This is a genomic window from Streptomyces sp. CA2R106, assembly GCF_037034245.1.
Classification (GTDB): domain Bacteria; phylum Actinomycetota; class Actinomycetes; order Streptomycetales; family Streptomycetaceae; genus Actinacidiphila.
The window spans coordinates 131,639-157,299 of record NZ_JBAGKC010000016.1; the positions used below are offsets into that span (position 1 = coordinate 131,639).

24 protein-coding genes and 1 pseudogene are annotated in these 25,661 nt (G+C 75.0%); 18 read left to right on the plus strand and 7 right to left on the minus strand.

Annotated elements, in window-relative coordinates; all coding sequences use genetic code 11:
* Positions 1–6: 6 nt before the first annotated feature.
* The 8 genes from WA788_RS22485 (at position 7) to WA788_RS22520 (ending at position 7,121) form a co-directional block, all read left to right on the plus strand.
* Positions 7–591: a DUF5134 domain-containing protein gene (locus WA788_RS22485; protein WP_335980078.1), complete on the plus strand. Its 585-nt coding sequence runs from the start codon at positions 7–9 to the stop codon at positions 589–591.
* A gap of 128 nt (positions 592–719) precedes the next feature.
* On the plus strand, positions 720–1,658 hold the full coding sequence (locus WA788_RS22490; protein WP_335980080.1) for a M56 family metallopeptidase: 939 nt from the start codon (positions 720–722) through the stop codon (positions 1,656–1,658).
* 144 nt (positions 1,659–1,802) lie between these two features.
* The gene (locus WA788_RS22495; RefSeq protein WP_335980082.1) at positions 1,803–2,546 is read left to right on the plus strand and encodes an HAD family hydrolase; all 744 of its coding nucleotides are present in this window, start codon (positions 1,803–1,805) and stop codon (positions 2,544–2,546) included.
* Positions 2,547–2,686: 140 nt separating this feature from the next.
* Complete coding sequence (locus WA788_RS22500) at positions 2,687–3,340, plus strand: TetR/AcrR family transcriptional regulator (RefSeq protein ID WP_335980085.1); 654 nt, start codon at positions 2,687–2,689, stop codon at positions 3,338–3,340.
* Between the two features lie 134 nt (positions 3,341–3,474).
* Positions 3,475–4,152, plus strand: coding sequence for a uracil-DNA glycosylase (locus WA788_RS22505; RefSeq protein ID WP_335980087.1), 678 nt, complete (start codon positions 3,475–3,477; stop codon positions 4,150–4,152).
* A 26-nt stretch (positions 4,153–4,178) separates the two neighbouring features.
* Entirely contained in the window at positions 4,179–5,027 is an 849-nt protein-coding gene (locus WA788_RS22510) for a phospholipid scramblase-related protein (protein ID WP_335980089.1), read from the plus strand.
* Positions 5,028–5,030: 3 nt separating this feature from the next.
* Entirely contained in the window at positions 5,031–6,077 is a 1,047-nt protein-coding gene (locus WA788_RS22515) for an N-acetylglucosamine kinase (protein ID WP_335980092.1), read from the plus strand.
* Positions 6,078–6,227: 150 nt separating this feature from the next.
* Entirely contained in the window at positions 6,228–7,121 is an 894-nt protein-coding gene (locus WA788_RS22520) for a sirohydrochlorin chelatase (RefSeq protein ID WP_335980094.1), read from the plus strand.
* A 154-nt stretch (positions 7,122–7,275) separates the two neighbouring features.
* On the opposite strand, the gene WA788_RS22525 is transcribed toward WA788_RS22520, so the two are convergent.
* Together WA788_RS22525 and WA788_RS22530 are read right to left on the minus strand one after the other, a co-directional pair.
* Complete coding sequence (locus WA788_RS22525; protein ID WP_335980096.1) at positions 7,276–8,316, minus strand: lactonase family protein; 1,041 nt, start codon at positions 8,314–8,316, stop codon at positions 7,276–7,278.
* 154 nt (positions 8,317–8,470) lie between these two features.
* The gene (locus WA788_RS22530) at positions 8,471–10,318 is read right to left on the minus strand and encodes a hypothetical protein (RefSeq protein WP_335980098.1); all 1,848 of its coding nucleotides are present in this window, start codon (positions 10,316–10,318) and stop codon (positions 8,471–8,473) included.
* Positions 10,319–10,572: 254 nt separating this feature from the next.
* On the opposite strand from WA788_RS22530, the pseudogene WA788_RS22535 reads away from it, so the two are divergent.
* Positions 10,573–11,049, plus strand: a pseudogene (locus WA788_RS22535) (Lrp/AsnC family transcriptional regulator); the annotation flags it as partial.
* Positions 11,050–11,222: 173 nt separating this feature from the next.
* Here the strand turns inward: WA788_RS22535 and WA788_RS22540 are convergent.
* Together WA788_RS22540 and WA788_RS22545 are read right to left on the minus strand one after the other, a co-directional pair.
* The gene (locus WA788_RS22540; RefSeq protein WP_335980100.1) at positions 11,223–11,843 is read right to left on the minus strand and encodes a DJ-1/PfpI family protein; all 621 of its coding nucleotides are present in this window, start codon (positions 11,841–11,843) and stop codon (positions 11,223–11,225) included.
* Between the two features lie 70 nt (positions 11,844–11,913).
* Entirely contained in the window at positions 11,914–12,990 is a 1,077-nt protein-coding gene (locus tag WA788_RS22545; protein ID WP_335980103.1) for a GlxA family transcriptional regulator, read from the minus strand.
* 407 nt (positions 12,991–13,397) lie between these two features.
* Here WA788_RS22545 and WA788_RS22550 point away from each other — a divergent pair, with 407 nt between their 5' ends.
* Genes WA788_RS22550 through WA788_RS22560 form a run of 3 tightly spaced genes read left to right on the plus strand, consistent with a single transcriptional unit; the run spans position 13,398 to position 15,375 of the window.
* The gene (locus WA788_RS22550; protein WP_335980105.1) at positions 13,398–13,820 is read left to right on the plus strand and encodes a hypothetical protein; all 423 of its coding nucleotides are present in this window, start codon (positions 13,398–13,400) and stop codon (positions 13,818–13,820) included.
* 26 nt (positions 13,821–13,846) lie between these two features.
* Positions 13,847–14,479, plus strand: a complete 633-nt coding sequence (locus WA788_RS22555; RefSeq protein WP_335980107.1) for a cell wall protein — start codon at positions 13,847–13,849, stop codon at positions 14,477–14,479.
* Between the two features lie 11 nt (positions 14,480–14,490).
* Positions 14,491–15,375 (plus strand): MauE/DoxX family redox-associated membrane protein, encoded by an 885-nt coding sequence (locus tag WA788_RS22560; RefSeq protein ID WP_335980109.1) that lies wholly within the window; start codon positions 14,491–14,493, stop codon positions 15,373–15,375.
* A 116-nt stretch (positions 15,376–15,491) separates the two neighbouring features.
* Here the strand turns inward: WA788_RS22560 and WA788_RS22565 are convergent, their stop codons facing one another.
* Positions 15,492–16,481 (minus strand): LacI family DNA-binding transcriptional regulator, encoded by a 990-nt coding sequence (locus WA788_RS22565; protein ID WP_335980111.1) that lies wholly within the window; start codon positions 16,479–16,481, stop codon positions 15,492–15,494.
* 255 nt (positions 16,482–16,736) lie between these two features.
* On the opposite strand from WA788_RS22565, the gene WA788_RS22570 reads away from it, so the two are divergent.
* Entirely contained in the window at positions 16,737–18,647 is a 1,911-nt protein-coding gene (locus WA788_RS22570) for a glycoside hydrolase family 35 protein (RefSeq protein WP_335980114.1), read from the plus strand.
* Positions 18,648–18,684: 37 nt separating this feature from the next.
* On the opposite strand, the gene ligD is transcribed toward WA788_RS22570, so the two are convergent.
* Positions 18,685–19,698, minus strand: a complete 1,014-nt coding sequence (gene ligD / locus WA788_RS22575; protein WP_335980115.1) for a non-homologous end-joining DNA ligase — start codon at positions 19,696–19,698, stop codon at positions 18,685–18,687.
* 74 nt (positions 19,699–19,772) lie between these two features.
* Here ligD and WA788_RS22580 point away from each other — a divergent pair, with 74 nt between their 5' ends.
* Positions 19,773–20,843: an ATP-dependent DNA ligase gene (locus tag WA788_RS22580; RefSeq protein ID WP_335980117.1), complete on the plus strand. Its 1,071-nt coding sequence runs from the start codon at positions 19,773–19,775 to the stop codon at positions 20,841–20,843.
* 170 nt (positions 20,844–21,013) lie between these two features.
* Here WA788_RS22580 and WA788_RS22585 read toward each other — a convergent pair whose 3' ends face one another.
* The gene (locus WA788_RS22585; RefSeq protein WP_335980119.1) at positions 21,014–21,436 is read right to left on the minus strand and encodes a secondary thiamine-phosphate synthase enzyme YjbQ; all 423 of its coding nucleotides are present in this window, start codon (positions 21,434–21,436) and stop codon (positions 21,014–21,016) included.
* A gap of 130 nt (positions 21,437–21,566) precedes the next feature.
* On the opposite strand from WA788_RS22585, the gene WA788_RS22590 reads away from it, so the two are divergent.
* From WA788_RS22590 to WA788_RS22605, 4 genes are all read left to right on the plus strand, one after another.
* Positions 21,567–22,340, plus strand: a complete 774-nt coding sequence (locus tag WA788_RS22590; RefSeq protein ID WP_335980121.1) for a glycoside hydrolase family 3 N-terminal domain-containing protein — start codon at positions 21,567–21,569, stop codon at positions 22,338–22,340.
* Positions 22,341–22,461: 121 nt separating this feature from the next.
* Complete coding sequence (locus WA788_RS22595; RefSeq protein WP_335980123.1) at positions 22,462–23,313, plus strand: patatin-like phospholipase family protein; 852 nt, start codon at positions 22,462–22,464, stop codon at positions 23,311–23,313.
* 160 nt (positions 23,314–23,473) lie between these two features.
* Positions 23,474–24,613, plus strand: a complete 1,140-nt coding sequence (locus WA788_RS22600) for an NAD(P)-binding domain-containing protein (RefSeq protein ID WP_335980126.1) — start codon at positions 23,474–23,476, stop codon at positions 24,611–24,613.
* 197 nt (positions 24,614–24,810) lie between these two features.
* Positions 24,811–25,596, plus strand: coding sequence for a (Fe-S)-binding protein (locus WA788_RS22605; RefSeq protein ID WP_335980145.1), 786 nt, complete (start codon positions 24,811–24,813; stop codon positions 25,594–25,596).
* Positions 25,597–25,661: the final 65 nt, after the last annotated feature.

Sequence of the window (25,661 nt, forward strand, 5' to 3'; positions counted from 1 at the left end):
GCACCGATGGGCGAACCGCTGCTGGTGGCATGGCTCCTCGTCGCGCTGAGCGCCGCGTCGGCCGCGTCCTGCCTCGCGCGGGCGAAGGACCGGGGCGAGGCCGTGATGGGCGCCGGCATGGCGGTGATGGCGGTGCCCGCCTCCGTCCTCGACCCGCACCGCTGGGTCGCCCCGGTCTTCGCGGTCGTCTACGCGGCCGCCGCGCTGCGCGCCCTGCTCCCGGGCACCCATGCCGCCGGCCACCGGGTGCACCACGTGGTCTGCTCGGCCGCGATGGTCTACATGGCCGTGGCCATGGCCCAGGCACCCCCGGGCGACGGCCACGCCATGGCGATGGGCGGCGCGGGCACCCCGGCGGCGACCGGCCTGCTCCTCGCCTACTTCGCGGCCTACGTCCTGCGCGCCGGTGTCCGCCTCGCCTTCCCGCCCCTGCCGGCCACCGGCGCCCTCATACCCGGCGCACCCGGCACACCCGGCCCCGGCGGCGGCGGCGCGAGCGGACCCGCCCCGCTGCGGCACTCCGCCGAAGTCGCGGCCGCCTGCCGGGTGTCCATGGCCCTCGGCATGCTCGTGATGCTGCTCCTGCTGTAGTGCGGCAGTCCCGCAGTGGGGCGGCGGCGTGGTGCCGTGGCCAAAGGCGGCAGGGCGCAATGAGTTGTACGTCACATCGGCGTCCTTGCCGCGTCACAGTGCGCGGGGCGGCTCCTAGGGTGATCGGCATGACGGTCCCGTGTGTGCTGCTGGTTCTCGGCGCACTTGCGGCGGCGATGGCGCCGCGTCTGCTCGCCCGTGCCGAATGGCCCGAGCGCGAGCCGGTACTCGCCCTGTGGGTGTGGCAGTGCGTCGTCGCCGCGGTGCTGCTGTGCTGCGTGTCCGCGATGGCGCTGACCGCGTCCGCCGCCTGGGCGGCGGTGCGCGGCCATGTCTTCGCGTTCGCGCCGCACGGCGTCGAGGACGCCTACGGGCTGGCCGGGTACGGCCGTTGGGCGGGCACCCTCGCGGTCACGCTCGCCCTCGGCGGCGTGTGGACCGCCGCGATGCTCACCCGCGAGGTGCGTGCCGCACGCGGCCGGCGCCGCTCCCGCCGGGCCGAACTCCAGGTGCGCTCGCCGCGGCTCCCCGGGGAGACGGTGCCGCCCGGCGAGCGGCTGGTCGTACTGGAGGACCACCGCTGCGACGCGTGGTGGCTGTCGGGCGCGCGGCCGCAACTGGTGATCACCACCGCCGCGCTGGGCCGACTCAAGGGCCGCCAGCTCGACGCCGTCCTCGCCCACGAGCAGGGCCACGCCCGCGCCCGCCACGACCTGCTGCTGCACTGCGCGGGCGCGCTCGCGGGCGGCTTCCCCCAGGTCCCGGTCTTCGCCGCCTTCCGCGACCAGGTGCACCACCTGGTCGAACTGGCCGCCGACGACACCGCCTCGCGCCGTTTCGGCCGGCTCACCACGGCCCTGGCACTGGTGGAACTCAACGAACCCCGCGGTGTCTTCGGCCCCTCCCCGCAGCCGCTGGCCGAACTGCCGGGCCGGGTCAACCGCCTGCTGGCGCCGGCCCCGCGGCTGCCGGTCGCGCAGCGGCTGCGCCTGACGGTGCTGGCCCTGCTGGTCCCCGCGGTGCCGCTGATCATCACCTTCGGCCCGGGCCTGCACGCCCTGACCTGAACCGGCCGGGACCGTCCGCGACCGTCCGCGGCCGTCCCGGGCCGGCCCGCACCGCCCCACCCGCCGAGCATCCGAACCGCCGCGGAACGCGTCTGGAATGCTGGACCCAGCGACCACTACCGGGGAGGCACCATCAAGGCGGTCATGTTCGATTTCTCGGGCACCCTGTTCCGGATCGAGCCCTGCGAGCGCTGGCTCCGGGGCGCACTCGCGGCCGAGGGCGTCGAGGCGACGGACAACGAAGTCACCACGTACGCACGGGAGTTGGAGCGGGCGGGGGCGCAGCCCGGCGGGGCGCCACCGGAGGCGCTGCCGGCGGAGCTGACCGAGCTGTGGCAGACCCGGGACCTCACCGCGGAGCGGCACCAGGCGGCGTACACGGCCCTGTCCCGGTCGGCGGGCCTGCCCTGGGACATCCACGACACGCTGTACGAGCGGCACCGCAGTCCGGCGGCGTGGCAGCCGTACCCGGACACCGCGCGGGTACTGGCCGCACTGCGCGAGCGCGGGGTGCCGGTGGCGGTGGTGAGCAACATCGGGTGGGACCTGCGGCCGGTCTTCCGGGTGCACGGCGTGGCGGACCTCGTCGACGCCTTCGTGCTCAGCTACGAGCACGAGGTGCAGAAGCCCGACCCGCGGCTGTTCCAGGTGGCGCTCGACGCGCTCGGCGCCGGCGGCGAGGCGGCCCGCGAGACGGTGATGGTCGGCGACAGCGCGCAGGCCGACGGCGGCGCGACGGCGCTGGGGTGCCGGTTCCTGCTGGTGGACCCGCTGCCGGTCGCGGACCGGCCCGACGCGCTGCTGGCCCTGCTGGACCCGCCGGCCTCGTCCGGCGCGCGTCAGGACGCCGGGGCCGGGCGCCAGGAAGCGGGCGGCAACGGACCGTAGAACGGCACAACCGGGCGTCCGCTCCGACGATCCCCCGTGTCGTCGGAGCGGACGCCCGATCCCCGTACACCCGCCACTATCTGGCCCGGCGAGCCGCGTTGAGTATATTGGCTCAGAGCCAGTCAACGCAGGAGTTCATCATGTCCCCTCGCAGCGCATCGGTCAATGAAGCGATGCGACAGCGTTCGCGCGAACGCCTGTTGCAGGCGACCGTCGAGCTGGTCGAGGAACGCGGCTACGAGGCCACGACGCTGGCCGACATCACCAAACGCGCCGGTTCCGCCCGCGGCCTGGTGTCGTACTACTACTCGGGGAAACGGGCGCTGGTGCAGTCCGCGGTGCACCGGCTGATGAATCGGGAGCTGGCCGCGGCGCTGGCGGCCGAACCCGAGCCGGCCGACGGCGACGAGGTGCTGGCCCGCGCGATCGACGCGATCCTCGGGCTGACCGTCACGCACACCAAGTTGATGCGCATCCACATGTCCCAGATCCTGGCCGACGAGGGCTTCATCCAGTGCCCGGAGCAGCAGCGGCTGGCGGCACTGCTGGAGGAGGCCGTGGTGCGGTGGGGTTCGGAGACCGCGCGGGAGGAGTACCGGCTGCTGCGCGCGCTGCTGATGGGCGCGACCGTGGCGCTGCTGCTGCCGGGCGCGCCGATGCCGGTGGCGCGGCTGCGGTCGGAGCTGTTCCAGCGCTACCGCCTGGACTGGCAGTTGGGGGTGCCGCCCTGCGCGCAGGACCCGCGCGAGCCGGCCGGCCTCCCCGACGCCGCCACCCCCCTCAAACCCGCCTGACCCGGCCGCGGTCGCGGCTGCCGATCGGCGCCGCCCGGACCACGGAGTTCGGGCCCCGCGCGCGCTGCCGCCCGGGGCGTGGATCGTGGACTCGGGTGCGGGGCAGGGGGGTTGAGCCAGTAGAGTGACGGACTGTGACTGCGCGACCGTTGGACGAGATTGTCGAGGCGGGCTGGGCGAAGGCGCTCGAGCCCGTGGCGGACCGGATCGCGGCGATGGGGGACTTCCTCCGCGCCGAGATCGCCGCGGGCCGTACGTACCTGCCCTCGGGGGCCAACGTGCTGCGCGCCTTCCAGCAGCCCTTCGACGAGGTGAAGGTGCTCATCGTCGGCCAGGACCCGTACCCGACGCCGGGGCACGCGGTCGGGCTGAGCTTCTCCGTCGCGCCGGACGTGCGGCCGCTGCCGGGCAGCCTGGAGAACATCTTCCGCGAGCTGCACAGCGACCTCGGCGCGCCCCGGCCCTCCAACGGCGACCTGACCCCCTGGACGCGGCAGGGCGTACTGCTGCTCAACAGGGCGCTGACCACGGCCCCGCGCCGCCCGGCCGCCCACCGCGACAAGGGCTGGGAGCAGGTGACCGAGCAGGCGATCCGGGCGCTGGCCGCCCGCGGCCGCCCGCTGGTGTCGATCCTGTGGGGCCGCGACGCCCGCAACGCGCGCCCCCTGCTCGGCCCGCTGCCCGCGATCGAGTCCGCGCACCCCTCGCCGATGTCGGCGGACCGCGGCTTCTTCGGTTCGCGCCCCTTCAGCCGGGCCAACGACCTGCTCGTGCAGCAGGGCAGTCAGCCTGTGGACTGGCAACTGCCCTGAGCCGGGCCGCGGGGTAGTCTGCCCGGGTGACGACGCATTCCAACACCCCGGCCGGCTGGTACGCCGACCCGCAGGGCACTCCGAATCTGCTGCGGTACTGGGACGGCGCCCAGTGGACCGAGCACACCAACCCCGGCCAGGTCCCGGGCCAGCAGAAGCCCTCGCAGGAGGGCGGCAGCGCCTGGGAGCTGGACGTCAGCCGCTCGCCCGACCCCGCGCGCATCCAGCACCAGGTGCAGGGCCAGGCGGGCGTCGCCTCGCCCGGCTACGGCGGCGGCACCCTGTTCACCGAGCCGGTCCTGGTGGTGAACCAGAAGGCGAAGCTGATCGAGCTGGTCAACGAGTACACCGTCTTCGATCAGAACGGCCGGACCCTCGGCTCGGTGGTGGAGGTCGGCCAGAGCACCGCGAAGAAGGTGCTGCGCTTCGTCTCCAGCGTGGACCAGTTCCTCACCCACAAGCTGGAGGTGCGCGACGCGCAGGGCGTGCCGCAGCTGGTGCTCACCCGCCCGGCGAAGCTGATCAAGTCCAAGGTGCAGGTGCACCGGGCGAACGGCGAGCCGCTGGGCGAGATCGTCCAGCAGAACGCCTTCGGCAAGATCAAGTTCGGCTTCATGTACAACGGCCAGCAGATAGGCGCGATCAAGGCCGAGAACTGGCGGGCCTGGAACTTCGCCATCGTGGACCACACCGACACCGAGATCGGCCGGATCACCAAGACGTGGGAGGGCCTGGCGAAGACGATGTTCACCACCGCCGACAACTACGTCCTCCAGATCCACCGGCAGCTGGCCGACCCGCTGCTGAGCATGGTCGTGGCGTCCGCGCTCACCGTGGACACCGCGCTCAAGCAGGACTCGCGCGGGCTCGGCTGACACGTGCGGGAGTCCTTCGGGCAGCCGGGCGCGGACGGCGCCGGCCCGTGGGTGCTGGGGATCGACTCCGGCGGCTCGGGCGTACGCGTCGGACTCGCGCCCGCCGGTGCGCCGGCGGGCGCAGCCGTGGCCGCGGCCGACCGCCCCGCGGTCACCGGCCCGCACGGCATCGACGCGGCGAGCCTGCTGGCACGGGTACGGCCGCTGGCCGCGGAGCTGATGGCGTCCGCCGGGGCCGAGCGGATCGCGGCGGCCTGTGTCGGCGCGGCCGGGATGGCCACGCTCGGCGACGACCTGCGCGCCCACCTGCCGGCCGCGCTCGCCGACGCCTTCGGGGTACGGCACCTCGCGCTGGCCGGCGACGCGGTGACGGCGTACGCGGGCGCGCTCGGGCTGCGCCCCGGCGTGGTGGTGGCCGCGGGCACCGGGATGATCGCGCTGGGCACCGGCGCGGACGGCGGCGGCTGGCGGCGCGCGGACGGCTGGGGCCATCTGCTGGGCGACGCCGGCGGCGGCGCCTGGATCGGCCGCGCGGGCCTGGACGCGGCCATGCGCGCCCACGACGGGCGCGCCGGCGGCTCCACGGCGCTGCTGGCCGCGGCCCGGGAGCGCTTCGGGCCGCTGGACACGCTGCCGGGGCAGCTCTACCCGCGGCCCGACCGCGCCGCCGTGCTCGCCTCCTTCGCGCCCGACGTGGCCCGGCACTGCGGCAGCGACCCGGTGGCCGAGGGCATCCTGCGGCAGGCCGCGGCGCACATCCTCGAGGCGGCCGCCGCCGTACGGCCCGGCCCCGGCCCGGTCGACGTGGCGCTGGCCGGCGGGCTGTTCCGGATGGGCGAGCCGCTGCTCGGCCCGCTGCGGCAGCAGGCGGCCGGACTGCTGCCCGGGGCCGCCCTGGTGCCGGCCGCGGGCGACCCGCTGGACGGCGCGCTGCTGATCGCGGACGCCCTGCGGCAGGGCCCGCTGCCGCTGCCCGCCGACCCGGGCCTGCTCTCGGTCACGGTGGCGGAGCGCCCGCGGACGCCGCCGCGGGCACGACCGGAACCGTAGGGCCCCGGCCGCGGGGCAGCCGCCGTTCGGGGCACCCCAGGCGTACCGCCCGTCACACCCCGCCGTCGAAACGGACACTTCCGGGCAGGTCCGACCTCCTTCGCACCCGGGCGAACAAGGAGGCGGCGCAACGCGTTAGCATGCGTCGCCATGAGCAATGCCACAGGGCCCGCCTCCGGCCTCCCCGTTCGAATGCCGCGTCCGCGCCAGCCGGGACGACACCGCCGCCCGGAGGCGCTCAGCGCGCCCGAGGGTTCCCCGGCGCTGGTCCTCGCCGTGCCGGGCACCCCGACCGCAGCGGCGCTCAGCCTGGCCGAGGAGGTCGTGAGCATCGCCCGCTCGGAGCTGTCCGGGCTCGACCCCCGGATCGCCTTCGTGGACGGCGAGGACGGCGAACTGGGCGACTTCCCGTCGCTGCGCGGCGTTCTCGACCAGCTGGCGGTCGAACGGCCCGGAGAGGACACCTCGGCGGTCGTGGTGCCCCTGCTGGCCGGCCCCGAGGCGGCGGCGCTGCGCCGGATCAGGCAGGCCGTGGTCGACAGCAAGGCCCAGGTGGAGCTGACCGACGTGCTCGGCCCGCACCCGCTGCTCGCCGAGGCGCTGCACGTGCGGCTGTCGGAGGCGGGGCTCGCGCGCGCCGACCGCGCCCGGCTGTTCACGGTCGCCACGGCGGCCGACGGCATCATCCTGGCCACGGTGGGCGGCGAGGAGGCGGCGCAGGCGGCCGGCGTGACCGGGCTGCTGCTGGCCGCGCGGCTCGCGGTGCCGGTGCTGGCCGCGGCGCTGGACGTGGACGGCGCGATCGCGACCACCGCCGAGCAGCTGCGGGCCTCGGGCTCCTCCACGCTGGCGCTGGCGCCGTGCCTGATCGGCCCGGAGATCGCCCCGCAGCTGCTGCACACCGCGGCGGAGGAGGCGGGCTGCTCGGGCGCCGACGCGCTGGGGCCGTACCCGGCCGTCGGCAAGCTCGTGGTGACGCAGTACGCCACGGCGCTGGGCATCGCGCTCCAGCCCGCCCAGCCGGGCGGCGCGCAGCAGCAGTAGCGGCCCGTCACAGGGCCGCCAGGACGCGAACGGCGCGGGCGCCTCCCCGGGTTGCCGAGGGGGCGCCCGCGCCGTGCGCAGGACGTACGGTGCCGCGGCCCGAGGGGCGAGCCGGCGGCCTGACGGGCGGCCGACGGGCGGACGGCCGCGCGGCTCAGGCGAACAGCACGCAGGACACCGCGGGCAGCTGGAGCGCACCGGACCGCGCGGGCATCCCGGTGGCCTCGTCGACGTCGAACCAGGTCACGTCGCCGGAGCGCTCGTTGGCGGCGTACAGGCGGGTGCCGGACGGGTCGAGGGTGAGGTGGCGCGGCCAGGAGCCGCCGCAGTCCACGGTGTCGAGGAGTTCGAGCTGCTCGCCGCTGTCGTCCAGGCGGAGCACCGCGATGCTGTCGTGGCCGCGGTTGGCGGCCCAGGCGAAGCGGCCGTCGGGCGAGACCACCAGCTCCGAGGGGTAGTTGTCGCCCGTGGCGCCCTCGGGCAGCACCCGCGTCTCGGCGAGCGGCCGCAGGCTGCCCTTGTCCGCGTCGAAGCGGCAGACGGTGACGACGGAGTCCAGTTCGTTCAGCACGTAGGCGTGGCCGCCGCGGGGGTGGAAGGTCAGGTGGCGCGGGCCGATGCCGGAGCGCAGGCCGAGTTCGCGTTCCACCTCCAGCTCGCCGGCGGACGGCTCCAGTTCGCAGACCCGGACCGAGTCGGTGCCCAGGTCGACGGTGAGCAGCCAGCGGCCGCTGGGGTCGGGCACCACCGCGTGGGCGTGCGGGGCCTCCTGGCGCTGCCGGTTCGGGCCGTCGCCCTCGTGCTCCAGGACGCAGCGCACCGCGCCGAGCGCGCCGCCCTCCTCGACGGCGAGCACGCTGACGCTGCCGGGCGCCGCGTAGTTGGCGGTGGCCAGGTGGCCGCGGTGCAGCGCCAGGTGCGTCGGGGAGCCCCCGCGCACCGGTACGGGCGCGCCGAGCAGCTTGGGGGCGGCCGGGTCGGCGAGCGAGAAGGCGGCCGCGGTGCCCTCCGGTTCGCTCTCGCCGACCGTGTAGAGGGTGCCGCCGTCGGCGGACAGGGCCAGGAAGGACGGGTTCGCCACTTCCGCGGTGTGGCCGAGCGCGGTCAGCGCGCCCGTGCCCGGGTCGACCTCGGCGGCGGTGAGCCCGCGCCCGCCCGCCGACGTGAACGACCCGATGTACGCATGTCCGGCCACTTGCCGTACCTCTTCCGACTGACGCCTTTACGGCGGCTGAGAGTAGTACCTGCGGCGGTCCACGTCGCCCCCGGGTCACCCGGTGGGGGCATGGCGGACCCCCGGCGCGACGCGCGCGGTCGCGGCCGGGGGTCCGGTTTGCGCGGCCGGACGGTCAGAAACCGCCGTAGGACGACACGGTGTAGGCGCAGTCGGTGTAGTAACTGCCCGAACGCAGCGTCTCGGAGTCCGCGTGGGAGGTCGCGGAGGAGTCACCCGACGGTTTGTGCAGGAAGTAGATGGTGCCGGTCGGCAGGTAGATGGTCTTCTGCGGGTAGTGCTTGCCGCTGGCCTGGCAGGCGCTGCCCTGCGCGCTGATCTCGCTGGAGTAGTCCGAGCAACTGCTGCACGCCGGCAGGGTGAAGCTGCCGGTGACCTTGCCGGTGTAGAGGATCTCGACCGGGTCGGGGCTGTCGTTGCTGACGATCAGTTTGATGCTGCCGCCGGAGGCCATCGTGGGCACGTGCTTGCCCGCGGCGGACTCCTCCTTGGCGATCTCGGCGGCGATGGCGAACTTCTTGGCCAGCGCGTGGTGCGTGTCGTGCGGGTACTTGTCGGTGAAGTCGTTCATCGTGGTGAGCGCGGAGTCGAAGTCGCCGGACTTGTACTGGTGCACGCCGCAGGCGTAGGTGCCGGACTCCACATGGCTGTCGGCGCGCGAGGAGTCCTTGGTCAGGGCGTCCTTGGAGCTGCCCTGCGCCTTGTCGGCAAGGGTGGTGGCGAAGGAGCCGAGGCCGGTGACACGGCTGGTCGCGCCGCAGGGGTCGCTGCCGCCGATCGCCTTGACGGCCTTGTCGATCGTGCCGCTGACGGCCGGCTCGACCTTCGCGGCCTGCGCCGACTGCGGGAAGGTGGTGAGCAGGTCGGCGAGGTCGTCCTCGTCGCCGCCGGACGCGGTGGTCTTCGAGGTGTTCTCCAGGTCGAGCACGCCGCATTCGTACAGCGACGTCGCCAGGCGGTCGTCGGGCCAGGTGGCGAGCGAGCCGAGGCCGTCCTTGCCGAACGTGCCGGGCACGCTGCGCAGGTACTTCAGCGGCGGTATGGCGTCGCAGTACTGCTGCTGGTCGTAGGGGGCGGCGACGGTCCGGTAGAAGGTCCGCATCCGGTCCGGCACGAGCTTCGCGGCCTTGGAGCCGGAGTGGTGCTTCTTCAGGTCGCGGTAGGAGTCCAGGGCCGAGGTGTAGTTGGGCTGGGCGGTGGCGAAGTCCTTGCCCTTGGCGGCGGTCACCTTGCTGTCGGCGGCGGCGAGGCGGTCCAGCAGCATCTTCTGCATGGCGTTGTCGCGCGCGTGGTCGTAGAGGACGACGCCGCCGGCCGGTACGGCCAGCAGCACCAGGCCGATGACGGCGGCGACCGGGGCCAGCGGCGGCCAGGACAGGCGGGTGCGCAGGCCGCGCCACGCGCCGTGCGCGGCGGCCAGCAGGAGGAAGGCCAGGTATCCGTAGCGGACGCCGCCGGCGACGCCGTCCGGTTTGGCGGGGAGCGCGACCACCAGCAGGACGGCGGTGGCGATCAGGCAGACCGCGAGGCCCAGCCAGCGGCGCATGGCGGCGTAACCGAGGCCGAGGCCGCTGAGGTTGAGCAGGCCGACCGCGACGGCCCGCAGCGCGTCGGCGGGCGGGCGGGGCGCTGCGGGCGGGGCGGGCGGCGGCAGGGGGAAGCCGGCGCCGCTGCCGGGCGGGCCGAAGCCGCCGGCGGGGGCGCCGTACGCGCCGTAGCCGCCGTAGCCGCCCGCGGTGGGCGGTCCCGGGGGCGCCGCGGGGGGCGCCGGCGGCACGGGCGGGACCGGCGGGGGGGTGCCGTAGCCGCCCGGGGCGCCGTAGCCGGCCCCGCCGGGGGCACCGTAGCCGCCTGTCTGCGGGGCGCCCGGGGTCGCCGCGCCCCCTGAACCGCCCGCGTCACCGGGCGGCCGCGCGTCCTGCGTCCCGCCGCCCCCGGCCTCGTTCTGCCCGTCCCAAGACACCGCGAACTCCCCCCACCCTCGGTCACCGTCGTCGCCGTCCGCGGGCACGCGTGATCACGCCCGCACGTGGGCGGAGCCTATGCGTACCGGCCGCTTCCTGCCCGTGAATATAAAGATTCCGTCAACAGACCGCCGGTTCCCGCCGGGACGGACTTTTCCGTCCGGCCAGGCGGTGGCTCGAAATGATCGTCGGCCGCACGCCCGTCGGTACGGTGAATATGCCAAGAACACAGCCGTGAGGGGACCACCGGCCCATGCCCGTCGACGCCCTGGACGCCCGTATCCTGCGGCTGCTCCTGAAGCAGCCGCGCACCAGCGTCCGCGAGTACGCCCGCATCCTCGGCGTCGCCCGCGGCACCCTCCAGGCGCGGCTGGACCGCATGGAGCGCGACGGTGTGATCACCACCGCGGGCCCGCGGGTCTCCCCCGCCGCGCTCGGCCACCCGGTGCTGGCGTTCGTGCGGATCGAGGTGACGCAGGGCCAGCTCGACGGGGCCGGCGCGGAGTTGGCGGCGGTGCCCGAGGTCATCGAGGCGTTCTCGATCACCGGCGGCGGCGACCTGCTCGCCCGGGTCGTGGCCCGCGACAACGCGCACCTGGAGGACGTCATCCAGCAGCTCATACGGCTGCCGGGCGTGGTCAGGACGCGCACCGAGATCGCACTGCGGGAGCGCGTCGCCGAACGGGTGCTGCCGCTGGTGGAGTCGGTGGAGCAGGCGGCGGAGCAGCCGCCGCGCACCGGGGAGCCGGACACCGCCGCCGAGGGCGGCGGAGGGGAGAGCGGCGGAGGGAATGGCGGGGCGGGTGAGGACACCACCGCACCGGTGCCCTCACCCGCCCCGGACATCCCCGCGGTGCCGTCCCAGGCGCAGCGGCACCAGGCGCCCTCCCACGGGCCGTCGGCTCAGCGCGCCGCCAGGTAGTCCTTCGCCTCCTGGGGCGCCTTGGCCGGGGACCCGGCGTCGAACGGCGGCTGCGGGTCGTACTCGATGGCGAGTTGGAACGCCTGGGCGGCCACCGGGCCTTCGATGAGCTCGGCCAGCCGCAGCGCCATGTCGATGCCGGCGGAGACGCCCGCGGCGGTGATGATGCCGCCGGGCTGCTCCACCACGCGCTGCTCGGTGTAGGCGGCGCCGAAGGACTCCAGCCGCGCGACCTCGCTCCAGTGGGTGGTGGCGGCGAGTCCGTCCAGCAGCCCGGCGGCGCCCAGCAGCAGCGAGCCGGTGCACACGGACGTGGTCCAGGTGGTGGTGGCGTGCACGCGGCGCATCCAGTCCAGCAGCGCCGCGTTGTCCAGGTTCCGCCGCGCGCCGGGCCCTCCCGGCACCAGCAGCACATCGGCGGACACGATGTCGTCGAAGGTCGCGGTGGGGACGACGGTCAGCCAGCCGGCGTCGTCGGTGACCGGCGCGGCGGACCGCGCGGCGAAGACCAGCTCGGCGCCGGACAGCAGCCGCAGCACCTCGTAGGGGCCGACGGCGTCGAGCGAGGTGAAGCCGTCGAAGACGGGGACGACGATACGCACGGGCGATACCTTTCGGTAATGATCATTTTCGGGCGCGTCCGGTGCGGTCCTCCGCCCGGGCCGCCCGCTGTCAGAACGGCGGTACGACCGCGTCCGCCGGCAGGTCCCGGGATACGGGCGCGGTCCCGTCGGCCGGCCGGTCCGCGGACATGGGCGCGGGTGCCGCGAAGTGCCGTCGGTACTCGCCCGGGGTGACCTGGACCCGGCGCTTGAAGCTGCGGTGCAGCGTCTCGACCGTGCCGAACCCGCAGCTGCGGGCGACCGCGTCGATCGTGGTGCCGGTCGACTCCAGCAGCCGCCGCGCGGCCTCGATCCGGGCCTGTTCGACGTACGCCGCCGGGGTACGGCCGGTCTCGGCGCGGAAGACGCGGGTGAAGTGGCGCTCGCTCATCCCGGCGCGGGCGGCGAGCACCGGCACCGCGAGGTCCTCGCCGAGGTGGTCGGCGATCCAGTCGAGGACCTCCCGCAGCGTGGAGCGCTCCGGGCGCTGCGCGGCGAGCTGGGTGCTGAACTGGGCCTGGCCGCCGGGGCGCTGCACGAACATCACCAGGTGGCGCGCGATGGTGCGGGCCGTCTCGGGGCCGTGGTCCGCCTCGACCATGGCCAGCGCGAGGTCGATGCCCGCGGTGACCCCGGCGGAGGTCCACACCTCGCCGTCGCGGACGAAGATCGGGTCGGGGTCCACGGTGACGGCCGGGTAGCGCTCAGCGAGGGCGGCGCACTTCGTCCAGTGCGTGACGGCGCGCCGCCCGTCGAGCAGCCCGGTCTCGGCGAGCAGGAACGCGCCGGTGCACACCGACGCGACCCGGCGGGCGCGGCGCGCGGTCGCCGCGAACCATCCGACGAACTCCCGGTCGCCGCAGACCCGGTGGACGCCCGGGCCGCCGACGGCGACCAGCGTGTCCACCGGGCGGTCGTCCTGGGCGGCGGCCCGGGTCGGCGTCACCACGAGCCCGCTGCTGGACGTGACCGGGCCGGGCCCGGGCGCGACCACCTCGATCACGCTCCGCCCGGGCGCGCGGGCCCGCGGTCCGTCGGCGCGGGCGGCCGCCAGCCGGCCGGCGTTCGTGAACACCTCGTGCGGCCCGGTCAGGTCGAGGATCTGGAAGTCCGGGTAGACGGCGAAGACGGTCCGGCTGCTGGTCACCCGGCCATGGTGGGCGCGGGCGGGGATTGGCGGCAAGGACACGGCTATGACGATTCCGGCCACCGCACCGGGCGGTGGAGTCATCTACGCGCGTCCGCCCTCTGGCGGACGCGCGTAGAAACGCGCATCATGGCCGTGCCCCACCGCACTGCCGCCCCACTGTCCCCACCCGGCACGGCCGCAGGCGCCCGCCCGTTCCCGGGCCGCCGCCTGTTCGCGGCGCCGCGCGCGGCTCCACGAGGCACCACGGGCACGTCGCAGACCGCACGTCGCACAGGGCACACCGCACCCAGCACGCCGCACCCGGTTCCGGCCGTACGCCGGGACACCGCCGTACAGGTAATTGTCATGCACGCGACATTTTTTCTCCCCCTCCCCAACCCACCCGAAGTCGAGAGGAACCCGACATGGCTTGCGGATCGACCAGCCTCTGGGCAGGCGAGAGCACCTGGTTCTGCTGCGGCAGCTCCTGGGGCCCCTGCGGCAGCGCCGGCACCGGCGCCTGCGGCACCTGCCAGTCCAGCTCCCACATGGCCGCCTGGCCCAACACCACCGCCGCCTGCTACGCGATCACCCGGCCCGACGTGTGCGGCGAGGGCATCCCGCGGCGCGGCTGCGGCTCGGTGATGAACGTCAAGCACCAGTGCTCCGGCGCGCAGGTGTGCGTCACCGTCGCCGACTGCGGCCCGCGCACCCAGAGCTTCTGCGGCGAGGCCACCTGCTGCAACGGCAGCTGCCGCACCAACCGCGTGATCGACCTGACCCCCGCGGCCTTCTCCGCGATCGGCAGCCTCAGCTCCGGCATGCTGCCGGTCTACATCTACGAGTGACCCGGCCCGGAAGGAGGAGCACCGACATGAGCAACCACCAGGACCCCAGGGGCCGTTCCGGCTTCGACCGCAGGCGCTTCCTGACCACCGCCGCGCTCGGCGGGGCCACCATCGTGGGCGCCTCGGCGCTCGGCGGGCTCGACGCCGACGCCGCGTTCGCCGCACCCGGCCCGTCGCTCGACCCGGCGATCACCAGATCGACCTTCGCCGAGGGCCGGATCACCGCCATCAACGGCTCCGTGCTGGAAGTGGCCGGCTCGACCGGCGAGCGGCACCTGATCCAGCTCACCAACGCCACCAGCGTCTGGAAGCTGCGCACCACCACCGCCGAGGCGATCGAGGTCGGCGACGGGCTGTACGCGCGGGGTGTGGACATGCCCGACGGCACCATCGCCGCTGACGCGGTGTGGGTGAACATCGTCAACCTGTTCTGCACGGTGCGCGGCATCGCCAAGGACCGCCTGCACCTCACCCACGGCGACGGCAACCACGCCGTGGTGGGCCGGATCGTGCCCGAGACGACCACCGCGTCCTACCTCGGCGGTTCGCTCACGCCGGACCTGACCCGGGTGCGGATCGGGCAGACCGCGCAGGTGCTCGGCGCGTGGCGGCCCGCGGACGACTCGGTGGACATCGCCCGCGTCACGGTCGGGCATTGAGGGGCGGCGCGATGATCCTCGACCTCGCTCCCCTGGTGTGCGGTGTACTGCTCGCGGCGACCGGGGCGGCCAAGCTGTTCGGCCGGCGCACCGCGCAGGTCGCGGCGAACACCGTGCTGGTGCGGGTGCTCGGCAACGGCCACCGGGCGGCGTTCGCGCTGCGCGCGGTCGGCGCCGCCGAACTCGCCGCCGCCGCGGGCCTGCTGGCCGTCCCGGGCACGGTGCTGCCCGGCGCGGCGACCGCGCTGCTCGGGGCGGGCTTCACCGGCTATCTCGGCTACGCGAAGGCGACCGCGCCGCAGTCCTCGTGCGGGTGCAGCGCCCGCGACGAGGGCCCGATCGGGGCGCGCGCGTTCCTGCGGGCGGGCGCGGTGCTGGCCGCCGGGCTGGCCGCGGCCTTCGCGGGCACCGCCTGGTGGTCGCGGCTGGCCCGGGACCCGGGCTGGTCGGTGCTGGTGCTCGCGGCGGCCGCGGCGGCGCTGCTGGCGCTGTCCCGGGACCTGGACCGGGTGTGGATGCCGCTGCGGCGGCTGCGGGTGCGGGTGTTCGGCACCCCGCTGCCGTCCGGCCCAGGCGGGCGGGTGCCCGTCGAGGCGTCGGTGGAGTTGCTGGAGCGCTCGCTCGCCTGGCAGGCGTCCTCGCCGATCGTACGGTCCGGGCTGCTGGACTCCTGGGACGAGGGCGGCTGGCGGGTGCTGCGGTACGCCGGGGTACACGCCGCCGCCGGGGGCGCCCGCCCGGTCAACGTGCTGTTCGCGCTGGACGACCGGGCGACCACCGACGCCAACCCGAGCCCGGCGGTGCGGGTCTCGGTGGTCGACGACCGCACCCAGGAGGTCGTACCGGTCGACCTGCTGGCGCTGTCCGGGCTGCACAGGCCGCTGCGGATGGTCTGACCCGGCCCGGGGGCGCCCCGGGACACCCGAGACACCCAAGGCCCCCGGGGTGGCCGCTTCCGGCGGGGAGCGATCACCCCGGGGTGCCCGGGGTCGCCCCGGGGCTTCCCGGCAGGTCAGCGCGGCCGGGCCGCAGCAGTGCTCGCGCGCACCACCAGCGCCGGTTCCACAGAGGCGGGTTCGGGCGCCGCGCCGGGCTCGGCGATCGCCCGCACCAGGTGCGCCACCGCCAACTCCCCCATCCGCGCAAAGGGTTGCGCGACCGTGGTCAGCGACGGCGAGCAGTACTCGGCCAGCGCGATGTCGTCGACCCCGACCACCGAGATGTCCTCCGGCACCCTGCGCCCGAGTTCGTGCAGCGCCCTGATCACGCCGAACGCCATCTCGTCGCTCGCCACGAACACCGCGGTGACGTCCGGAATCCGCCCCAGGACCAGGCCGTTGCGGTAGCCGGAGGCGGGCGACCAGTCGCCGGCCAGCTCCGGCGGCACCGTACGGCCGGCGGCCTCCAGTTCGGCCCGCCAGCCGGCCGCGCGGCTCGCCGCGTCGAGCCACTGCTGCGGCCCGGCGACGTGCCAGACGGTCTCGTGGCCGAGGTCGAGCAGGTGGCGGGTGGCCAGCCGGGCGGCCAGCGACTGGTCGACGGCGACCACCTCGGTGGCCGAGGTGCGCGAGCCGTCGATGGTGATGGTGGGCACCGCGCCGGTCAACTGCTCGATCTGCCGCGAGACATGGATCAGCGGCACCGCGAGGATCACGCCCTCCACGTGCTGGTCGGCCAGCCGCTGGAGCGCGCCCTCGATCGCGGAGGTGTCCAGCGAGGCGGTGGTGGCGGTGCTCACCGCGTAGCCGGCGGTCTGGGCGGCGTGCTCGATGCCCGAGGTGAGCGCGGTGCGTGAGTAGAAGCTCGTCTGGAGGGTGACCACGCCGATGGTGCGGCTGCGGCCGGAGGAGAGCATCCGGGCGGCGTTGTTGCGCCGGTAGCCCAGCTGCTCCACCGCCGCGAGCACCTTCGCGCGGGTCGCCGCCTGCACGTTCGGATGCCCGGCCAGGGCGCGGGAGACCGTCTGCGCGGACACCCCGGCGACCCGCGCGACATCCGTCATTCCCGGCGGCCGTGCGGTCCCGCGCCCGCTTCGCTTGTCCATGGGCCCCTTCCGCTCCTGGCCCGATGATAACGGCCCGCTCCCGGGTGCGCGGGCCGCGCCACCGTGCCCGTACGACCCCGGGACCCGTCTTGGCATCGATAACATCCTGTGCGACAGTTCCACCCGAGACTGCTCCATCCGTGAGCACGTCACCAGGGAGCAGGCATGACGGACCCGGCGCCGGACCGGACGGTATCGGTATCATTTCGCGGCATGGCGGTGGGCGTGGCAGCCGGCGTGGCAGTGGACCCGCGGTGGCCCGCGGACGGGAGCGCCGTACCCGCCGCGGGCGGATCGGCCGGGCCGCCCGCGCCGATCCTCACCCACCGGCGGGGCACGCTCCTGCGGGACGGCGAGCCGCACCGGATGCTCTCCGGCTCGCTGCACTACTTCCGGGTGCACCCGGCGCAATGGGCGGACCGGCTGGCCCGGTTGGCGGCGCTGGGCCTCAACACCGTGGACACCTACGTGCCGTGGAACTTCCACCAGCCGCGCCGCACCGCCCCCCGCTTCGACGGCCCGCGCGACCTGGGGCGCTTCCTCGCCCTCGCGCAGGACGCCGGCCTGGACGTGGTGGTCCGCCCAGGCCCGTACATCTGCGCCGAGTGGGACAACGGCGGGCTGCCGTCCTGGCTGACCGGGCTGCCCGGGATACGGCCGCGCACCTCGCAGCGGCTGTTCCTGGAGGAGGTGGCGCGCTGGTTCGACGTGCTGGTGCCCAGGATCGCGGCGGCCCAGGCGGCGTACGACGGGCCGGTCGTCGCGGTGCAGGTGGAGAACGAGTACGGCAGCTACGGCGACGACGCCGACTACCTGGAGTGGATGCGCGACGCGCTGGTGGCGCGCGGCATCAGCGAACTGCTGTACACCGCGGACGGGCCCACCGAGCTGATGCAGGACGGCGGTTGCGTGCCGGGCGTGCTCGCCGCCGCGACGCTCGGCTCGCGGCCCGGCCAGGCGGCGCGGCTGCTGCGCGAGCGCCGTACGGACGAGCCGTTCGTGTGCGCCGAGTTCTGGAACGGCTGGTTCGACCACTGGGGCGACCCGCACCATGTGCGCTCGGCCGCCGGCGCCGCCGCCACGCTCGGCGAGATCCTCGACGAGGGCGGCTCGGTGAGCCTCTACATGGCGCACGGCGGCACCAACTTCGGCCTGTGGGCGGGCGCCAACCACGACGGCACCCGCTTCCTGCCCACCGCCACCAGCTACGACTCCGACGCGCCGATCGCCGAACACGGCGCGCTCGGCCCGAAGTTCTTCGCCCTGCGCGAGCAACTCGCCCGGGTGGCCGGCGCATCCGGGACCGATGCCGCGGCGGACGGCGCCGGAGCGGAGGAGCGCCCGCTGCCGCCGGAGCCCCGGCTGCTCGCCCCGCGCACCGTGCCCGTCCGGCGCGGCGCGGGCCTGCTCGACGGGCTCACCGCGCTGTCGGCGGCCGTCCGGTCGCCGTACCCGATGAGCTTCGAGGAGCTGGCGCAGCCCTCCGGCCTGGTGCTGTACCGGGCGTGGCCGCGACTGCCGCACGGCACCCAGGAGTTGACGGTCAGCGGGCTGCACGACCGGGCGCAGGTCTTCGTCGACGGCGCGCCCTGCGGCGTGCTGGGCCAGGAGACCGGTTCGCTGGCGGTCGAGGGCGCCGGCCGGCGGGTGCGGCTGGACCTGCTGGTGGAGAACCAGGGCCGGATCAACTACGGCCCGCTGCTGGGCCAGGGCAAGGGCATCCTCGGCGGGGTGCGGATCGAGCGGCGGTACGTGCACGGCTGGGAGATGTACCCGCTCCCGCTGGACGAGTGGCCGGCGTCGGACGTGCGCAGCGCGCCGGACGCCGCGCCGCCCGGGGGTGGCGCGGGCTTCGCCGACGCGTCGTTCGACCTGCCGGAGCCTGCCGACACCTTCCTGGCCCTCCCCGGGTTCGGCAAGGGCTTCGCCTGGGTCAACGGCACTCTGCTGGGCCGCTACTGGGAGATCGGCCCGCAGCAGACGCTGTACGTCCCCGCGCCGCTGCTGGCCGCGGGCGGCAACACCGTCACCGTGCTGGAACTGGAGCGCTTCGGGCCGCGGATCGAGCTGCGCGACCGCCCGGAGCTGGGCCCGCCGGAGGAGTACGTCGAGACCTTCGACTGAGGCGCCGCCGCGGCCCTGCGCACGGGCGCCGGGCGTGCTACCCGGCCTGCTTCTTCGCCCGGCTGGGCTGGACCCGCTTCGGCTCCCCGGCCATCTTCGGGTGGTCCGGCGGGTAGGGCAGGTCGCCCAGGCCGTGTTCGGCCTCGTCGCGCGCGGCCAGCTCCAGGGCCTCGTCGAGCCGGAAGGCGTGCTCGTCCATGTCCGCGTGCAGGTCGCCGACCTCGGCGTACCGGCCGGGCATCGTAGCGAGGTCGAAGTCGTCGGGCACCGCACTGTCCAGCTCCTCCCAGCGCAGCGGCGCGGAGACGGGCGCCTGCGGGCGCGGGCGGACCGAGTAGGCGCTGGCGATGGTGCGGTCGCGGGCGGTCTGGTTGTAGTCGACGAAGATCTTCGCGCCGCGCTCCTCCTTCCACCAGGCGGTGGTGATGTGCCGCGGGTCGCGCCGCTCCAGCTCACGGGCGACCGCGATCGCGGAGCGGCGGACCTGGACGAAGGTCCACTCGGGGGCGATCGGCACGAACACGTGCAGGCCCCGGCCGCCGGAGGTCTTCGGCCAGCCGGTCAGGCCCAGGCCGTCGAGCACCTCGCGCAGCAGGTGGGCGGCGCGCACCGCGTCGGCGTAGTCGGTGCCGGGCTGCGGGTCGAGGTCGATGCGCAGCTCGTCGGGGTGCTCGGTGTCCGTGCGGCGCACCGGCCAGGGGTGGAAGGTGAGGCAGCCGAGGTTCGCCGCCCAGGCCACGGCGGCGGGCTCGGTGGGGCAGATCTCGTCGGCGTGGCGGCCGCTGGGGAAGGAGATGCGGCCGGTCGGAATCCACTCGGGGAGGTTCTTCGGGGCGCGCTTCTGGAAGAAGGACTCGCCTTCGACGCCGTCGGGGTACCGCTCCAGCGTGGTGGGCCGGTCCCGCAGCACGCGCAGGATGCCGTCGCCCACGCTCAGGTAGTAGCGGACGACGTCGGCCTTGGTGAACCCGCGCGCCGGGAAGTACACCTTGTCCGGGTTGGTCACGCGCACCGTGCGCTCGCCGACCGTGAGCTCCAGCGCCTCTGCCATGCCCTTCACGCTAAGCCGCATCCCCGCGGCCCGCTCGGCGGGCGCCCGGCGGCCGGGCGGCGGACAATCCGGGCATGGACCTTCCCGTGCTGCCGCCGGTGCGGCCGATGCTGGCGAAGACGGCCGCGGCCCTGCCCCCGGGGATGCTGTACGAGCCGAAGTGGGACGGCTTCCGGGCGATCGTCTTCCGCGACGGCGACGAGGTGGAGCTCGGCAGCCGCTCCGGCAAGCCGCTGACCCGCTACTTCCCCGAGCTGGTGCAGGCGCTGCGCACCCGGTTGCCGGCGCGCTGCGTGCTGGACGGGGAGATCGTCGTCGCCGCGGGCGGCCGGCTGGACTTCGACGCGCTGCTGGAGCGCATCCACCCGGCCGACTCCCGGGTGCGCCACCTGGCGGAGGCCACACCGGCGAGCTTCGTCGCCTTCGACCTGCTGGCGCTGGGCGGCACGTCGCTGATGGACACGCCCCAGCGGGAGCGGCGGGAGGCGCTGCTCGACGCCCTGCGAAAGGCGGACGCGCCCGTGCACGTCACGCCCGCCACGGGTGAGCTGGCCCGCGCGCAGGAGTGGTTCGAGCAGTTCGAGGGCGCCGGCCTGGACGGCGTGGTCGCCAAGCCGTACGACCTGCCGTACCGGCCCGGGGTGCGGGCGATGGTCAAGGTCAAGCACGAGCGGACCGCGGACTGCGTGGTCGCCGGGCTGCGGCCGCACAAGAGCGGCCCGGTGGTCGGCTCGCTGCTGCTGGGCCTGTACGACGCCGGCGGGCAGCTCCAGCACGTCGGGGTCTGCGCGTCCTTCCCGATGGCGCGGCGCCGAGCCCTGATGGAGGAGCTGGCGCCGCTGCGGATGGATTCCGTCGCGGGCCACCCGTGGCAGGAGTGGGCCAGTCAGGAGGCGCAGGCCGCCGGCCGGTTGCCGGGCGGCCCGAGCCGCTGGACCGGCGGCAAGAACCTGTCGTGGGTGCCGCTGCGCCCCGAGCGCGTGCTGGAGGTCGCCTACGACCACATGCAGGGCGGCCGCTTCCGGCACACCGCGCAGTTCCGCCGCTGGCGCCCGGACCGCAGCCCGGACAGCTGCACGTACGCGCAGCTGGAGGAGCCGGTGTCGTACGAGCTGGCGCAGGTGCTGGGCGGCGGCGCGGGCTGAGGCCGGCGCGCGCGGCGGAAGCCCGGTGCGTACGTCACCCCGGTGCGTCTCCTTGCGGGTCGCCGACAGGCAGCCGCACGCTGCGGGGAGCGGGCTCGGTGCGGGGAGCGGGCTCGGTGCGGGGAGCGGGCTCGGTGCGGGGAGCGGGCTCGGTGCGGGGGCCGGGCGGCTCAGCCGAGGAAGCTCAGGCGTACCTGGCGGTCGGTGTTGGAGACGTTGGTGTCCACCAGGACGACGGACTGCCAGGTGCCCAGGTCCAGCCGGCCGCCGATCACCGGGAGCGTGGCGTGCGGCGGCACCAGCGCGGGCAGCACGTGGTCGCGGCCGTGGCCGCGCGGGCCGTGCCGGTGCTGCCAGCGGTCGTCGGCCGGCAGCAGGTCGCCGAGCAGGGCGAGCAGGTCGTCGTCGCTGCCCGCGCCGGTCTCGATGACGGCGATCCCCGCGGTGGCGTGCGGCACGAAGACGTTGAGCAGCCCGTCCCGCTCCTGCGCCACCTCCCGCAGGAAGCCGGCGCACGCGCCGGTCAGGTCGTGGACCGTCTCACGGTCGCCGGTACGGATGTCGAGGACGCGGGTTCCGAAGCTGTCGGTCATGCCCTCCATGGTGGCGCACCGGCCCGGCGGCCGCCTCGGCGCCAGGTCGCGGGGGCGTTGCCCCGGCCGAGGATTGGTCTGTACCATTCGGGAGTTCGCCGCCTGCCGCGCCCCGAAGGGGGACCCCGCCGTGAAGACGCTGCACCGGCTCGCCGTGCTGGTCGACTCCTGCGTGCTGCCCTCCGTGCGCGGCACCGGCCCCCACCTGCCGGAGTGGATACTGCGCGGCCTGGAGCGGGGCACGCCGGGCGCCGCCGTACACGCGTACGGCCCCGCCGCCAGGGCCGCGTCGGACGCCGTACGGGCGGCCCTGCCGGACGCCCTCACCGGCCACCTGGGCCCCGCGGGACCGCCCGGCCCCGCCGGACCGCCCGGCGCCGCGACCGCCGCCGAACTGCTCGCCGCGGGCGCCAACCTGCACCTGGCGGTACCACCGAGCGACCGCCCCGACGCCACCCGCACCTTCGTGACGGACCTTCAGGCGCACGGCGTGGCCGCGGCGTTGGGGCCCTTCACCGGCACCGGCAGCCTCCGGCCGTTCGCGGAGGGCGCCGCCGCGGGCGTACGGGCCATCTCGGCGGCCGCCCCCGCGGCCCTGAGCGCCCACGTGGTCACCGGAGTGCTGCGCGGCGAACTGGGCTACACCGGGGTGGTGGTGAGCGAAGCGCTGGACGCGCCGTCCGTGGTCGACGGCTGGGGCGTGCCCGGTGCCGCCGTCCTCGCCTGGATCGCCGGGGTGGACCTGGTCCGGCTCGGGCCCGGCAGCGGCCCGGGCGTCCGCGAGGCGATCCACGCGGCCGCCGCCCGCGCCGTCTCCGACGGCGACCTCCCGATCGCCCGCCTCGAAGAGGCCGCCGACCGCGTCGCCCGCCTGCGCCGCTGGGCCTCCGGCCCCCTGGTCTAGGCGGTGTCCCGGATGGAGCTCGTCGCATGCGCAATGCGCCGCCGCCCTCATCGTGCGGTGAACTCCTGAAGAGCGGATCATGGTCGGGTTCCGGGTGGTTCGTACAGCGAGGAGTCGTCCCATGGCACGTCCGACCCAGCCCCTCTCGCGCGCTCTCGTCCTCGGCGGAGGCGGTGTGACAGGCATCGCTTGGGAAGTCGGCGTCCTGGCAGGGCTCAGCTCCCAGGGAGTCGACTGGAGCAAGGCCACCTCCGTGATCGGAACCTCGGCGGGATCGTTCGTCGGAACCGCCGTCGCCAGCGGCTACGACCTGGAGCGGCTCTTCGCCTCCCAGCTCGGCCCGGACGACAACGAGGTGGCGGGCAAGGCGTCCGAGGCCACCATGGCCGCCTGGTGGGCGGCCCTCGCCGAGGGCGGCGACGACCCGCGCAAGGTCGGCGCGGCGATGGGACGCATCTCCAAAGCAGACCCCGAGCCCGTGCCCGCAGCCACCCGACGGCACGTCGTCACCTCTCGTCTGGTCACCGCGGACTGGCCCGCCGGCTTGAAAGTCACCGCGATCGACGCCGACACGGGCGAGCTGCATCTGTTCGACGAGCACGCGGGCGTGTCGCTGACCGACGCTGTCTCCGCGAGCGGTGCGGTCCCCGGCGTCTGGCCTCTCGAACACTTCCAGGGCCGTTCCTGGGTGGACGGCGGCATGGTCTCCACCGCCAACGCACGCCTGGCCGCCGGGCACGACAGGATCGTCATCCTGGCGCCGATGCCTGACGGCTACGGGCAGATTCCCGGCGCGGCCGCGGATGCGGAAGCCTTGGCCGAGCAGGCCGAGGTATGTCTCATCGTGCCGGACGAACAGAGCGTCGAGGCCATCGGCCCCAACCCGTACGATCCCCAGCGCCGGAAGGCCGCAGCACAAGCCGGGCGGGCCCAGGCCGATGCCCTGGCCGACAAGATCGCCACGCTGTGGTGAGCGGGCACCCCTGATCGTCGGAAAGATCCCCCGCCCCGCACCGGGGTCGTCACGGTGTGGGGCGGGGAACGGGACCGGCTTCTGAAAGCCCGGGCCGGCCCAGGGCTCGCCTGGCGCGGCCGGGGGGAAGCAATGCGGGGCGGGCGTGGTTGGCACCGGCATGGACGAGGTACAGGCGGGCCGGATGCCGGGGGCGGACGGGGCGGCGGTCGCGGACGCGGACGTCGCGGTGGTGGGCGCGGGCCAGGCGGGCCTGTCGGCGGCGTACTTCCTGCACCGGGCGGGCCTGCGGGCCGGCAGCGACTTCGTGGTGTTCGACCACGCCCCGCGGCCCGGCGGCGCCTGGCAGTTCAGGTGGCCGTCGCTGACGTACGCGAAGGCGCACGGGGTGCACTCGCTGCCCGGGATGGAGCTGGTCGGCGGCGACCCGGACCTGCCGTCCTCGCAGGTCGTCGGCGCCTACTTCCGGCGGTACGAGGAGGAGTTCGACCTGCGGGTGCTACGCCCGGTGGACGTGGCGGCGGTACGGGAGGGGGCCGGCGGGCGGCTGCGGGTGGAGACCGACCGCGGCACCTGGTCGGTGCGGGCGCTGCTGAACGCGACGGGCACCTGGGACCGGCCGTTCCTGCCGTACTACCCGGGCCAGGAGAGCTTCCTCGGGCGGCAGCTGCACACCGCCGGCTACCGGGGCGCGGCGGAGTTCGCCGGGCTGCACGTCGTGGTGGTGGGCGGCGGCACCTCGGCGGTGCAGTTGCTGATGGAGCTGAACGAACCGGGCGGCGCGGCCCGCACCACCTGGGTGACCCGGCGGCCCCCGGTCTTCCGCGACACCCCGTTCGACGAGGAGTGGGGCCGCTCGGTGGTGGCCCGGGTGGACGACCGGGTGCGCCAGGGCCTGCCGCCGCAGAGCGTGGTGAGCGTGACCGGCCTGGCCGCGACCGAGGCCGTACGCGAGGCCCGGGCCCGCGGGGTGCTGCGCCGGGAGCCGGTTTTCGACCGGATCACCCCGCACGGCGTGGCATGGGCCGACGGCCGGACGCTAGACGCCGACGTCATCCTGTGGGCCACCGGTTTCCGGGCGGCGCTGGACCACCTCGCCCCGCTGCGGCTGCGCGAGGCGGGCGGCGGCGTCCGGCTCGACGGCACCCGCGTGGTGAAGGACCCCCGGGTGCACCTGCTCGGCTACGGACCGTCGGCGAGCACCATCGGCGCCAACCGGGCCGGACGCAGCGCCGTCCGCGAGATACGCGCGCTGCTCGCGGCCGGGGACGGTGCGCCGCTGCCTGTGCCCGCCGGGTGAGCCCGCGGCCCGCCGGGGGCACCTGACGCCCCGCCGGGACACCTGACGTCTCACCGGGACACCTGACGTCTCACCGGCGCCGACGCGCAGGGCAGGAAACATCGGATGTATGCTTCCCCCGCTGTGTGCGCTTGGGGCAGTATGAGCGCATGCCTGATCGACAGCCGAGCGGCGGCGAGGTGCGGCACGAAGGCACCTTGCGGGTCGCCCTCTTCGTGACCTGTGTCAACGACCTCCTGTATCCGGACACCTGCCGGGCCGTGGTGCGACTGCTGGAGCGGCTGGGCGTGGAAGTGGACTTCCCCGAGGCCCAGACCTGCTGCGGCCAGCCGCAGTTCAACACCGGCTACCGGCACGAGACCGAGCCGCTGGCCCGCCACTACGCCGAGGTCTTCGACGGTTACGACTACGTGGTCACGCCGTCCGGCTCGTGCGCGGCCATGGTGCGCGACAACTACCCCCGGATCGCGGAGCGCGCGGCCGCCGAGGGGCGGGACGGCGACGGCAGCCTCGCCGCGGCGGCGGCCCATGCCGTGCCCAAGACGTACGAACTGACCGAGTTCCTGGTGGACGTGCTCCAGGTGACGGACGTGGGCGCGTACTTCCCGCACACCGTCGCCTATCACCCGTCCTGCCACGGCCTGCGCATGCTCGGGCTGGGCGAACGCCCGCGCAGGCTGCTCCAGGCCGTCAAGGGCCTCCAGCTGCGGGAGTTGGAGGGCGCCGAGGAGTGCTGCGGCTTCGGCGGCACCTTCGCGGTCAAGAACCCGGACGTGTCCGTCGCGATGGGCCAGGACAAGGTCCGGCACGCGCTCGACACCGGCGCCGGGGTGCTGTGCGGGGCGGACAACTCCTGCCTGATGCACCTCGACGGCATCCTCCGCCGGGACCGCTCGCCGCTGCGGACCGTCCACATCGCGGAGATCCTCGCGTCCACCGAGGAACACCCCTACTGGCGCGCAGAGACAGGAATCGTCCGATGAACGGCACTTATCTGGGGCTCCCGTCCTTCCCCGACGCCGCGCGGGTGTCGACGAAGGACACCCAG

Excerpts from the sequence above, each read along its gene's own strand:
- WA788_RS22485 (WP_335980078.1), top strand. The coding sequence starts at position 7 with ATGGGCGAACCGCTGCTGGTGGCATGGCTCCTCGTCGCGCTGAGCGCC.
- WA788_RS22490 (WP_335980080.1), top strand. The coding sequence starts at position 720 with ATGACGGTCCCGTGTGTGCTGCTGGTTCTCGGCGCACTTGCGGCGGCG.
- WA788_RS22495 (WP_335980082.1), top strand. The coding sequence starts at position 1,803 with ATGTTCGATTTCTCGGGCACCCTGTTCCGGATCGAGCCCTGCGAGCGC.
- WA788_RS22500 (WP_335980085.1), top strand. The coding sequence starts at position 2,687 with ATGTCCCCTCGCAGCGCATCGGTCAATGAAGCGATGCGACAGCGTTCG.
- WA788_RS22520 (WP_335980094.1), top strand. The coding sequence starts at position 6,228 with ATGAGCAATGCCACAGGGCCCGCCTCCGGCCTCCCCGTTCGAATGCCG.
- WA788_RS22550 (WP_335980105.1), top strand. The coding sequence starts at position 13,398 with ATGGCTTGCGGATCGACCAGCCTCTGGGCAGGCGAGAGCACCTGGTTC.
- WA788_RS22555 (WP_335980107.1), top strand. The coding sequence starts at position 13,847 with ATGAGCAACCACCAGGACCCCAGGGGCCGTTCCGGCTTCGACCGCAGG.
- WA788_RS22560 (WP_335980109.1), top strand. The coding sequence starts at position 14,491 with ATGATCCTCGACCTCGCTCCCCTGGTGTGCGGTGTACTGCTCGCGGCG.
- WA788_RS22565 (WP_335980111.1), bottom strand. The coding sequence starts at position 16,481 with ATGACGGATGTCGCGCGGGTCGCCGGGGTGTCCGCGCAGACGGTCTCC.
- WA788_RS22570 (WP_335980114.1), top strand. The coding sequence starts at position 16,737 with ATGGCGGTGGGCGTGGCAGCCGGCGTGGCAGTGGACCCGCGGTGGCCC.
- ligD (WP_335980115.1), bottom strand. The coding sequence starts at position 19,698 with ATGGCAGAGGCGCTGGAGCTCACGGTCGGCGAGCGCACGGTGCGCGTG.
- WA788_RS22580 (WP_335980117.1), top strand. The coding sequence starts at position 19,773 with ATGGACCTTCCCGTGCTGCCGCCGGTGCGGCCGATGCTGGCGAAGACG.
- WA788_RS22585 (WP_335980119.1), bottom strand. The coding sequence starts at position 21,436 with ATGACCGACAGCTTCGGAACCCGCGTCCTCGACATCCGTACCGGCGAC.
- WA788_RS22595 (WP_335980123.1), top strand. The coding sequence starts at position 22,462 with ATGGCACGTCCGACCCAGCCCCTCTCGCGCGCTCTCGTCCTCGGCGGA.
- WA788_RS22600 (WP_335980126.1), top strand. The coding sequence starts at position 23,474 with ATGGACGAGGTACAGGCGGGCCGGATGCCGGGGGCGGACGGGGCGGCG.